This is a genomic window from Agathobacter sp. (assembly GCF_977054825.1).
The window spans coordinates 36,458-49,067 of record NZ_CDRTEH010000003.1 but is presented as its reverse complement, the minus strand read 5'-3'; the positions used below and the strand labels follow the sequence as shown (position 1 = coordinate 49,067).

Genomic DNA, 12,610 nt, shown 5'->3' with positions numbered 1-12,610 from the left:
GAATAAAGTACCGCAAGGAGGAAACAAGCTTATGAAGAAAAAAGTATTAGCATTACTTTTGGCAGGAAGCATGCTGTTTGGTCAGAATGTATATGCCACAGATATGGCAAGTACGGAAAATGCAGACATTGCAAAGACTGTGGACACCACAGAGAATGCAAACACTGTAGAGAATGCAGACGAAACAGAAAACGTGGATAACACAGAAAATGTGGATACAGGAGAGACTGATTCTACTGAATCTATAAGTAAATCAGAAGAATCACAGAAAGAATTGGAGTCAGATTGCCATGCGTCAGATTATGAGGTGGAGCAAAATACAGAGCAGGAAAGTAACATTGGTTCTGATATTGATACAACAAATAATGGTCAATCTGAGAAATTATATTCTGCTTATACAAATGACAAAACACAGATTGTGTATGTTGGAAATCCTGTTATGGTAGAAGTTTCAGTATTTTATGGTGGAGATCCATATACAGCGTATGTTTCTGATGATAGTATATGTACAGCAGAACTTAAAGAAAGCTATTGTGATAGCAGTTATGCTACAAGATATGTACAGTTAAATCCTATAAAGGCCGGAACAGTGACCTTGTCTGTGAAAGACTCACATGGGACAGTTGATTATGAACAAAATATTGAGGTAAGACAGGCATTACCTGATGATGCAGTTCCGATTAAGGATGCTGCATTGAAAGGTTATTTATTACAACAGAAAAATTTCGGTGACGATGGATATGTTTCATATGATGAGTTGAAACAATTAACCAGTATTGATATTAGGGAAAATATGATGAGAACAGCTAATTACGTTTCTGATTTAAGTGGATTGGAGTATGCAATCAATTTATCACGTTTAACGATTTTTGATACAAGGGTTACAGATTTGACTCCGATAAGTAATTTAAAACAACTTACGTTATTGGATATAGAAGGAAACGGTATTACAGATTTAGCTGCACTGAGTAATATGAAACAACTTATAAATTTATATATTGGGGAATCAAAGGTTACAGACTTATCACCGCTATGTAAATTAACACAGCTCGCAAATCTGTCAATTAACAATTTGGATGTAGAAGATATTTCTTGTTTGAAGAATCTGGTGAATTTGATTTCATTGGATTTAAGTAATACAAAGATTTCAGATTGTTCTGCAATTGCAAATATGGATAAATTGAAGCAGTTGACTATAAGTGATTCAAACGTTTCGAATTTATCATTTGCTAAAAACTTAAAGAATCTCGTGGATCTGAGGGCAGATAATACAAAAATATCTGATGTAACTCCATTAAGTAGTCTGTTGAATCTTAAGTATCTTAGTCTAAATGGTTGTAATGGATTGACAAGCATTAAATCTTTGGCGGCGGCTTCAAAATTAAAAGTATTATGGATATCAGATACAAATGTTTCAGATGGTGAAAAGCTCGAATTAATTTGTAGTGGTAAGGATAATTCAAGTTATAATAAGGGTGAGAAATTGGCGATACCAGATATTCATGGTATGCTTAATGCTGGTGACAATCTGCAGGTTAATGCTACAAATGGAGATGTTAATTCTGTAAGAATAGATAAAAATAGTAGCTCAGACGTTGATGTAGTGGCTGTTGAAGCAGGAAAAATAGAATTAACGCTTAAGCTTAATGATACAGAAAAGAAATTAAATATTAGTGTCAATGGGGGACATAGCAGCCAGCCGGTTGGAAAAGATAGTAGTACCACGATAACTGATAGTGAAGTGAATGACTGGGATTACTTTACAGAAGAATATAATCAGGTATCATCAGCTATTTTAACCAGCAACGGAGATTTATGGCAGACATATCCAAAGACTAAAAAGCTACAGAGTAATGTGAAAAAATATGTTAGTAAATGGATATATTCGCAGGGAGCAGCAGAGGTAGTTGACTATCGTATTGATAACAATAATGGATTATGGTCTGGAGATAAGAAGATAGCTGAAAATGTTAAGGATGTTGATGGACATTACGCATTAACTAATGATAATATTCTCATAGATTTATATCATACAGATGGTTATTCAATTCCAAATGTAAAAGACTGGAGAGAAAGAGAAAAGTGGACATTAATTCTCAAAAATGATGGAACACTTTTGACAGTAGAAGAAGCAAAAAAAGATGCAAAACAAAATGATTTTGAGACGATAGCTACGGGTGTAAAAGAACTGGTTGGAGAAGGTTATCTTACCTATAGTGGTGATTATATAAGAATATTATTCAACTGGGACGCGTCTAGAGAATACTTTACTATCGGAAAGAATGTGGAAAGTGTAGACTATGATAGAAATTGTTTCTATGGTAAAGATGGAAATTGCTATTTGGATGCTTATCATACAGGAGACCATGTAAATGTAGGAAAAAATAAAGTGAAAACATGGACATATTTATATGAAGATGGGGCTTGGAACAATTATGTCATTTTCGATGACAATAAACTATATTGTGTAACACATCATCAGAATAGTGATTATTCATATACCGATACAATGACATTTATTGCAGATGGTATAGTCTCTATGTATGGTCGGGATTCTTTGAAAGTAAAAACAACAGATGATCAGTATTATGAATTAGTAAATGGTGAGTTGAAGAAAATAGAAGAAGAGCTTACAGATGTTAGCAGTTTTAGATTGGATGGAAACGAGTATTCGTTAGAAGTAAAACAGGGTGAAACAGCTGATATTTTAAATAAAAATGATGTTAATATACTGGATAATGTTAAATACATTTGGTGTAATTGTGTAGATGCATTTGCTCTTCGTACAGATGGTTCAATCTGGAATGTAACAGGAGTTCCTAAAATGATCATTGATTCAAATGGAAACAATGCTGAAACAACTCCGGGCGATGTAGATGGAGATGACAAAGTATCCACCAAAGACCTTATGATCGTCCTCTATGGAGTATCGGGACGTAATGAGCTCACGGAAGATCAGAAGACAGCTGCTGATATTGATGGAGATGGAAAGGTAACAGTATCAGACCTTACCAGAGTTTTATATTATGTAAGTGGTAGAAACAGTACACTGTAGTTGAAAATTGGATATTGTAAATAGAATAACGGCACGCTATAAACAGCGTGCCGTTATAATTAATTAAATGGAGTAAGTGCTTATGGTAAAAAATATAAAGAAAAGATTGATTACATTAGGATTAGCTTTAAGTGTTATATTGGTAAATGATTGTACATCGGTTGTTTACGCTGAACATATTGAAACGAGTGAGGAACATTCATTCTCAGGAAGAGGTGCTGGGACAAAAGAAAATCCTTATCAGGTATCAAATGCAAAACAGCTTGATGAGGTGAGAAATAATTTAGATGCGTACTATGTTCAGACCGCCGATATAGACTTATCTGGGATGTATAATTGGAAACCCATTGGAGGTAATGGTGATAATGGTTTTATCGGACAGTATAATGGAAATAATCATATAATAAATAATTTGAGTATAACATCATCAAATGATAAGTTTGTAGGATTGTTTGGTTATGTTGGAGGTGATGAGGATGGAGCTATAAAAAATATAAATTTAAAAAATGTGAAAATTGATTATGTGTCTGATTATGGAGATGGATATGGAGGTTCAAATTCATATGTATATGTTGGTAGTATAGCTGGTACTTCAAATTCTACAATTGAAAATTGTGGCGTTGAAGGAAAAATGAATGTTGAATATAATAATTGCTGGATATTGTGTGTCGGTGGAATTTCCGGTATGACAGAAGCAAATAAATGTAAAAGCAAAATAGATATATTTTGTAAATCTGATGCAGTAGATAGTAATTTATCTGTTGGAGGAATAACAGCATTTCCTGGAGCAGTGTATGGAAAAATTACTAATTGTATTAATTATGGTAATATAGAAACGGATGCAGCATATTTTATGTATGTAGGTGGTATTTCAGGAGAAGATGGGGCTGTACGTGAATGTATTAATTATGGAAAGATTAATGGATGTGTAAATAAATTAAGACGTAATAGCATTCCAGGAGTAATGGCAATATGTGCTGGTGGAATAACCGGAAGTTCGTCAGGGGAAGTCGTTGATTCTACAAACTATGGTGAGGTGTATTGTTATTGTGAAACTGATATTTGCCCGAGTGCTGGTGGAATTGCAGGTAATATAGGTTTTTATGGTGATGGGAAAATTCAAAATTGTTACAGTTTAGGAACAGTGGTAGAATCTAAACTAGGAAACGAATACTATTACGCAAATCGAATAGCTGGGGTGACATCTGGTTATGATCAGATATTTTATTCAAACTATGCTATAAATACACAAAAAGTTAATGGTCAAACTGTAAATGAAGAGGATTGTGGAGAAGATACAATAAATGGTAAGACTATAACAGAGTATCCATATTTAGATTACGAGCATCCTGAATTTACAATAGGCAGAGATAATAATAATTTTGGAAATTCAGAAGAATATTTTTTTATGGGAAATGAAACAAAAAATTATTACATATGGTCAGATACATATCGAGATGGTTTACTTGCAAATCAGGAATTAAATTCTAAACAAAATTTGCTAAAGAAACAATATGACGAATGGGGTGGATCATGTTACGGAATTGCGGTTTCGACTTTGTATGCTTATAACTATGCATATGATATAACAAATTATTTGAATTGGGATAGAAAAGATGAACCACATTATGCCGCTATGGATTATCCTAAAATGAATTATGATGTTAGAGACTTAATTGAGGCATTTCAGTTGTCTCAATATCGTTCAGATGTGTCATATACTGATATAACTTATAAATTTGGACTTAAAAATTTTATTAATGGTGGAAGTACATTAAAAGATTTCTTAAAGAATATTGTAAGCGAAGCAAAATCATCTAATTATATGAATCCATTCTTTTGGGGAGTGCAATATAGGTCTGGTGGTCATGGACTCTTAATATGCGGATATGAAGGTGAAGAGAATGGGTATTATAAACTTGCAGTTTGTGATCCAAATGGTGGATTGATATTGAAATCTGCGGATGAAATAGAGTGTCATCATGAACTATACAATTATCTAATGATAAAAAATGATTATACTGATTTTCATATGGAAAATGAAAATGGGCAAACAATATATTCTGGAAAGATTGATTCAAAAAATTATAGAGAGATGAAATACTTCACTTACGAAGATGCATATTCTGGAAATAGTAATAAGTCAAGTAGAAGTGCATCAGGTGACACTTGTAAACTTATTATAGACGCTGACAGTTCCTTCTATGCATCATTTGATGATGGTACATATCTTTCATATGATGGAGAGGATTTTTCTGGAAATGCCAATATAGTAAATCTTGATGCAATTACAAATGGTGATGATGAAGCTGGTAGTAGCTGGATTATAAATATCGGCAATGTAAATAGTGTAGAGTTTACTAAATTATCAGAGCAAATGGAGGTGGATTGCCTTTTTGATGATGACGATTATGTGAACGTATCAGGCGAAAATCTTACTGATCTTACATTTACAGATGATAAAGGTGTTATAATTGATGGGGATAATGCTACATATGATATCTGTATAGGCGATAGAGCAAACGATGATATTCTTTTTGGCGCTTCTGGAAGTACATCTTCAAGTATTCAGTACGAATACAGTGGAAATGACATTGTTTCCATTGGAAATCAGAGTAGAGAAGATGTGAAACTGTATAAGATAACAGATGATGGATATCAAGATTTGAATCAGGATGCTACATATGATGGAATTGACATTTTAACAAAAGGTGACATTGATTTTAATGGTAAGGTTGATATCAGAGATTTACAGAGATGTGTTCAGCATGTATCAGGTAGAAATGAGCTTGTAGATAAGGCTCTATTAGTTGCTGATGTAAATTGTGACGAAAAAGTAAATATAAGCGATGCAATGAAATTACTATATTATGTAAGTGGCAGAAACAGTACACTATAAATTTATACGACAGGTCGTTAATCAGCTATATAGCGGAATAATGACCTGTTATTTTTATGACATTACAAATAGGAAGAAAAATATTGACTAGCTGTAAATGAAGTGAGATAATATAAGAAAAAAGTACCGCAAGGAGGAAACGAGCTTATGAAGAAAAAAGCACTGGCATTATTTTTGGCAGGAAGCATGTTGTTTGGTCAGAACGTATATGCCACAGATATGGCAAGTACAGAAAAAAATACTGATGCAAATATTACGGATATTACAGAGAATATGAGTGAAACAGAGCACGATAGTGAAGCTGTGATTGCGAATGATGCACAGGTACCTGATAATGCATCAGATGATGAAAAACTAGATATTATGAAGACGTTAATGGAAAAGGATACATATTTTAAGGGGGAAAAGGTGTATTTACAGTCTTTTTGCAAAGTTTACCTTTCAGATGTACAGGCTTCAAATGTTGATGCTGTGGATATTGAAAAAGGATATACATATCCGGATACGCAAACTTCAGGATATGATATTACGATGCGAAAAGAGGGAAAAGTTGAACTGACGTTGACATTAAACAATGCAATAAAGAAAGTGGATATTGTTATAAATGGAATTGACCCTAATCAGGTTGTTGGAGCAAATAATTTTGAACAATCAATTATTGCTAAATATACAGTAGATGGTAACTCGTCAGCTATTTTAACTAGCAATGGAGAACTTTGGCAAACATATCCTAAGACAAAAAAGCTGCAGAGTAATGTAAAAAAATATGTCAGCAGATGGGTATATTGGGGAAATACAGACAGCGAATATGATTCAGATAAAAAAGTATGTGATTTCAGGCTTGATAATAATAACATACTTTGGTCAGGAAATGAAAAAATAATGGATAATGTTAGGAATGTTGAGGGAAGATATGCACTTAAAAATGATAATACTTTGGTAGATATATATCATGAAAATGGTGATAGTATTTCTGATGTTAAAGACTGGATTGAGAGTCATAATGATGATGAATTTTTCTATAATAAAACAATTATTTTAAAGACAGATGGCACATTGTGGGAGAAGCTTACATATTCTGAAAATAATGGACAAGATTATTTTCAAATTGATAAAGATGTAAAGGAATTACATAAAGATGGATATTTGAAGAATAATGGTGATTATGTACGTTATGGCTGGAATCATAGTACTGCCTCGAATGTATCTGAGGTTGATGATGTTAATTATTGTTTATATTATAATGACGGAAGTTGTAATCTTGGATTAGATTACTGTTCTGAAAACAGGCATGTGAATTTAGAAAATCATAAAATCAAAGATAGATTATTCGGAGGTCTTTTGTGTGGAGATATTCTTATTTTGGATAATAATGAATTGTATGTCAAACCATGGGATGGAGGTGATATGACAAAGCTAGGTGATAATTTTGAAAAAATATTATCAAGTAATAATTGTACAAATAATATTGTTGTAAGTACAGATGGAGAATTCTTTAAAGTTGAAGATTGGAAATTAGTGAAAACGGATAAAGCTCCTATAAAAAATAATTACCAGTATTGTATAATAGCTTCACAGAATTCTGAATATGGAATGCTTCAAAAAAATGGAGTTGATATTTTAAGTAATGTTAAGGATGTTTGGAATGATTTTGCTCTCCGTACAGATGGAACAATTTGGAATGTGAGAGATATTCCGACATTGTATATGGATTTGAATGCAAGCAGTGCAACTCCAGGTGATGTAGATGGAGATGAAAAGGTATCCACCAAAGATCTTATGATTGTACTCTATGGGGTATCAGGTCGTAATGAACTTACAGATGATCAGACAGCAGCCGCTGACATTGATGGAGATGGAAAGGTTACTGTATCAGATCTTACAAGAATATTATATTATGTAAGTGGCAGAAACAGCACACTGTAGTTGAAAAATGATATGATTAAAGCTTCCTCTAAGATATTAGATATATTTTGGAGGAAGCTTTTTTATAAAGATGATTTACAAACGGTAAATAATATATTGACTACATGCAAACAAAGTGCAATAATATATGAAAAAGGTACTAATAAGAGATGAAGATGAAGAATAAAGAAAAATGTATAATCACTTTGATATGCGCAGTTTGTTTATGCCTTTGGGGTGGAATTTATGATTTCACAATGGCGATTTATGGTTGCATTTTCGCAATAGGTATTATCATTGTCATATCACAAAAAAGAAAAATATTGCTGCCTGCAAATATTACAGGTATAGGATTAGTGTTGATTCTGGTGTGTTCGTTAATATCGGTATTTATAGCAAAAGATCATGGAATCGCATTTATAGGAGTTTTAAGATGTCTGGTAATCGTTGAATTTTGGCTTTTGTGGTGTAATATTTCAAAGCAGAAGAGAGAGTCTGTTTGGGATATATTGCCGGATTTACTTGCGCTAATTACACTGGTTTCCATAATGCTGTATTTCATACCGGCATCAAGAGAATATTTGTACAGTGCAAAGCGTCTTGGAGGAGTGTTGCAGTATTCCAACACTTATGCGGCATTATTGTTGGTGGGTTTCATTGTACTGATATATCGTGAAGAAAAGAAAAAAACGGATTACATGGAAGGAATCATACTGATTGCAGGAATTTTAATGACAGGAAGCCGAAGCGTTTTTGTTTTGATGCTTGTCAGTATATGCTTTTTGCTTCTTAAAAAGAAAATTCAATTAAAGTACTTTGGAATTGGTTTTACCGGAGCTGTGGCAGTATTGATTATCTTGCAGCTTTTGATGAATCTTGACATTACAAGACTTTTAAAAATGACAATCAATTCAAGTACATTAAACGGTAGAATCTTGTATTGGTATGATGGAATCAGGCAATTATTAAAGAATCCGTTTGGCTTGGGATATATGGGATATTTCTTCAAACAGCCGGAGTTTCAGACAGGAAATTATGTTACCAGATATGTGCATAATGACTTCTTACAAATGGGGCTGGATAATGGAATTATTTCTTTGATAGTTTTTGTGGTAATAGTTTTGGGTAGCGCTTTTTCTAAGAATATATGTGGTAGGAACAGACTGGTACTTATCGTATTAGCATTACATTCATTTTTTGATTTTGATTTGCAATATGGCTTTATGCTTTGTATTTTACTAATGACACTTGACACTGAATCAAAGAAAGTGTGTGAATGTAAGAAAGCATATGGATATGGTGCAGTTTCAGTGATGATGGTGATTAGTGTCTATTTTTCACTGGCTCTAGGATTTGAGTATTTTGGAAAAACACAGGTTGCTCTGACTCTTTATCCGGCAGATACGTTTGCTTTGCAGGATGAACTGAATGAGAATGGTGATGCGGCGGTTGCGGAGATGATTATAGAAAAAAATGGCATGATTGCTTCAGCATATGAAATTGTAGCAAGTGATGAGGCTGATAATGGAAATTATAATGCGTCTATGAGGCATTTGGACGATATGATTAAGTATGCAGGATATGATGGGTATTATTATAATCAGGCTGTATTTTACTATAGTAAATGCCTTGATACAGCTGTGCGCAGTGAGGATATGGAAGCTACGCGGGATATCTTGAATAAGATTACGCAAATGCCGCAGTTGATAGCGCAAAAGGAAGCAGATGCATCCATTTTTGCGCAGCGTATCAATGACAAGCCGGAGATTGAATTGACTGACGATATACAAAATTATATAGAAAAAATGTCAGAAATTAAATTTACTGATTAAATCATTAAGCGAAAATGGAGGTAAAAAGCTTATGAAAAAACGAATTGTGGCGATGGTATTGGCTGGGACTATGGTTTTTAGTCAGAATGTTTATGCAACGGAGTTGTCAGATGGTACTGGTCAGACAATGACTGAGCAAACAGAAACTGAGCAGCAGGATATGAATGCTGTGGAAAATGAATATGCTCCATCAGAACAACAGAACCCGGAAATGCTAGATGATGATGAAAATAAAGATGTTGATAACAGCGCAGATGCGAATGAAGAAGATAGTTATTGGGAAGAAATACAGCAGTATGCCAGTGATGACGATGATTCAGGTGTATTTGATGAGGAATTATACAAATCAAATCTAAATTCTAGGAAAAGAACACTTTATGTTGGAAATCCGATTGTTATACCTATTGATGGATCCTGTGGCTCAGATGGCTATGATATTACTGTATCAGATAATAGTATATGTAAGGTTACTAAAGACTCATTTTATGATGATTATAATTTTATAAGATTGGAACCATTAAAGCCGGGGACTACATCGTTTAGTGTAAAGGCTTCTGATGGTGATGAGATATATAATTGTGATGTTACAGTCTTAGATAATCTGCCTGAGGATGCTGCACCGATTAAGGATATTGAGATTAGAAGTTGGTTCTTTGCAAGGACATATTATGGACAGGATGGATATATATCAAAGGATGAGCTTAGCCATATAAATTTTTTTTCATTTGGTTATGGATGTAGAGAAGGGTATATAAAAGATCTCAGCGGATTAGAGTATGCGACTGGATTAAAAACTATAGATCTTAGCGATACTGGAGTTAACGATGTTTCACCAATAATGAAATTGAAAAATCTAGAGAATTTGGATATTAGCGGAAAGGAAATGGATGATTATTCGTGGCTTAGTAATTTTACCAAGATGAAGCGATTAAATATTTCACGTACAAAGATACAGGATTTTTCATTTTTAAATAATATGCCGGAGTTGGAGTATTTATATGTTGCTGGTACTTCTATAAGTGATTTTAGCTTTTTGAAAAATATGCCGGAGCTGGAGGGACTTTCTGTTGCAAAGACTTCTATAATTGATTTGACTTTTTTGAAGAATTTGAAAAATTATAATAAATTGGAATTACTTGACATATCCGATACAGCTGTATCAGATTTGGATGCAATTAGCGGATTTGTAAATATAAGAAGGCTAGATATTAGTGGATGTAATAATATACATAATTTTAAACCATTATATAATTTGGCTAATTTATTATATTACTTTAGATATACGGGCGTTCAAATCTCTGATAATGATAAATTGGAACTCATAAGGAGTTTTGTGGAGAAAGAAGATTATTCAAAGGGAGATTTGATAAATATTCCATTATCTTACAGTATTTTACATTGGAATGAAAATTTGCATATTGATGTTAATGGCGGGGATATAGAGTCTATAGAAATAAAACAAAATGATTCGAATACGGTTAAGGTATTGGCAAAGGATAAGGGTGTTGTTGAATTAACCTTGACATTAGGAAATGCCAGTGTGAAAACGGTTATCAGTATCAAAGGTGCGGATGAAAATCCGGAAACAGGTGATAATAATGATGAAGAGATAATGGATTTTAATACTGTGGCTGGAATTTCACATACTATATTAACTAATAATGGTGATTTATGGAGAGTATATCCGGAAGCTAAAAAGATTCGCAGTAATGTAAGAAAATATGTTAGTAAGTGGATTTATACAATAGATCAGGACAGTTCAGAGGTTGTGGACTACAGTTTGGATAATAATGACGATTTATGGTCAGGTAATAATAAAATACAGAGCAATATAAAGGACGTAGATGGTCATTATGCTATTACAAATGATAATGAGCTTATTAATTTGTATAATAATAATGATACTGTGGTAAAAGGTGTTAAGGATTGGACAGAGCGTGATACTTATACAATAATTTATAAGGAAGATGGAAGTTTATGGTTTAGAGAGGAGGTTAGCAAAAATAGAAAGCCGGCAGACTGGAAAAAAATAGATGATCATGTTGTACAATATAGTGGAGATAGACGTATGTATCTTACACAGTCAGGAGAGTTGAAGTCTATATATATTGATGAAGATAATGGTGATTATTATTGCACTATAGATGCATCGAATGTAGCTATGGTAGATTTTGTAAATTCTTTTTATTATGGGAATGACGGAAATTGTTATCTGGATTTGGATCAATTTACAGATATTGGAAATTTAAAAATAAAAAAATGGCAATATTTTGAAGGCGGAGGATTTTGTATATTAACTGATGATAACAAGCTATATACAGTTAATGAAGAAGAAAATGGAAATAAGCAATTAATAGCTGAAAGTATTATAGACTTAGGAGAAACCCCCCGTTATGATGAAGATAAGGGAGGGTATATCTGGACAGTCTGGATTAAGAATAGTCAAGGCACATACTACTACATAGTTGATGGAGCTCTTTCTCAAACAGATGATTTCAATAAGAGTAAAGATGAAAACTATACAAGAAACGGTGTAGTAATATTGACAAATGTAAAAGACACATGGGATTCTGTATGGATTGGAAAAAAGTATGCACTTCGTACAGATGGAACTGTATGGGATGTTACTGATGTACCTAAGATGCTTTTAGACTTAGGGCAGAGCACTATTGAGCCGGGGGATGTGGATGGTGATTCAAAAGTAACAACAAGAGATTTGATGATAGTGTTATATGGAGTTTCCGGTAGAAATACATTGACTGATGAACAGGTACAGGCAGCTGATATAGATGGTGATGGAAAGGTATCAGTATCAGATCTTACAAGGATTCTCTATTATGTGAGTGGAAGAAATACTACTTTATAACAGAATATTGATGTATTGAACAAGGCAGGACTTATGATTTTTAAATTGTGAGT

5 protein-coding genes are annotated in these 12,610 nt (G+C 33.3%); all 5 read left to right on the top strand.

Going from position 1 to position 12,610, the window contains the following annotated elements; translation table 11 throughout:
* Nucleotides 1-31 precede the first annotated feature (31 nt).
* The 5 genes from ACW6PM_RS04380 (at nucleotide 32) to ACW6PM_RS04360 (ending at nucleotide 12,557) form a co-directional block, all read left to right on the top strand.
* The gene (locus ACW6PM_RS04380; RefSeq protein WP_456056335.1) at nucleotides 32-3,055 is read left to right on the top strand and encodes a dockerin type I domain-containing protein; all 3,024 of its coding nucleotides are present in this window, start codon (nucleotides 32-34) and stop codon (nucleotides 3,053-3,055) included.
* 82 nt (nucleotides 3,056-3,137) lie between these two features.
* A complete protein-coding gene (locus ACW6PM_RS04375) occupies nucleotides 3,138-5,954 on the top strand; it encodes a dockerin type I domain-containing protein (protein ID WP_456056334.1) in 2,817 nt (938 codons plus the stop codon).
* Between the two features lie 147 nt (nucleotides 5,955-6,101).
* Nucleotides 6,102-7,880 carry a dockerin type I repeat-containing protein gene (locus tag ACW6PM_RS04370; RefSeq protein WP_456056333.1) on the top strand — a complete coding sequence of 593 codons (1,779 nt, stop codon included), beginning with the start codon at nucleotides 6,102-6,104 and terminating at the stop codon, nucleotides 7,878-7,880.
* A 155-nt stretch (nucleotides 7,881-8,035) separates the two neighbouring features.
* Nucleotides 8,036-9,691 carry an O-antigen ligase family protein gene (locus ACW6PM_RS04365; RefSeq protein ID WP_456056332.1) on the top strand — a complete coding sequence of 552 codons (1,656 nt, stop codon included), beginning with the start codon at nucleotides 8,036-8,038 and terminating at the stop codon, nucleotides 9,689-9,691.
* Nucleotides 9,692-9,722: 31 nt separating this feature from the next.
* Nucleotides 9,723-12,557 carry a dockerin type I domain-containing protein gene (locus ACW6PM_RS04360; RefSeq protein WP_456056331.1) on the top strand — a complete coding sequence of 945 codons (2,835 nt, stop codon included), beginning with the start codon at nucleotides 9,723-9,725 and terminating at the stop codon, nucleotides 12,555-12,557.
* Nucleotides 12,558-12,610: the final 53 nt, after the last annotated feature.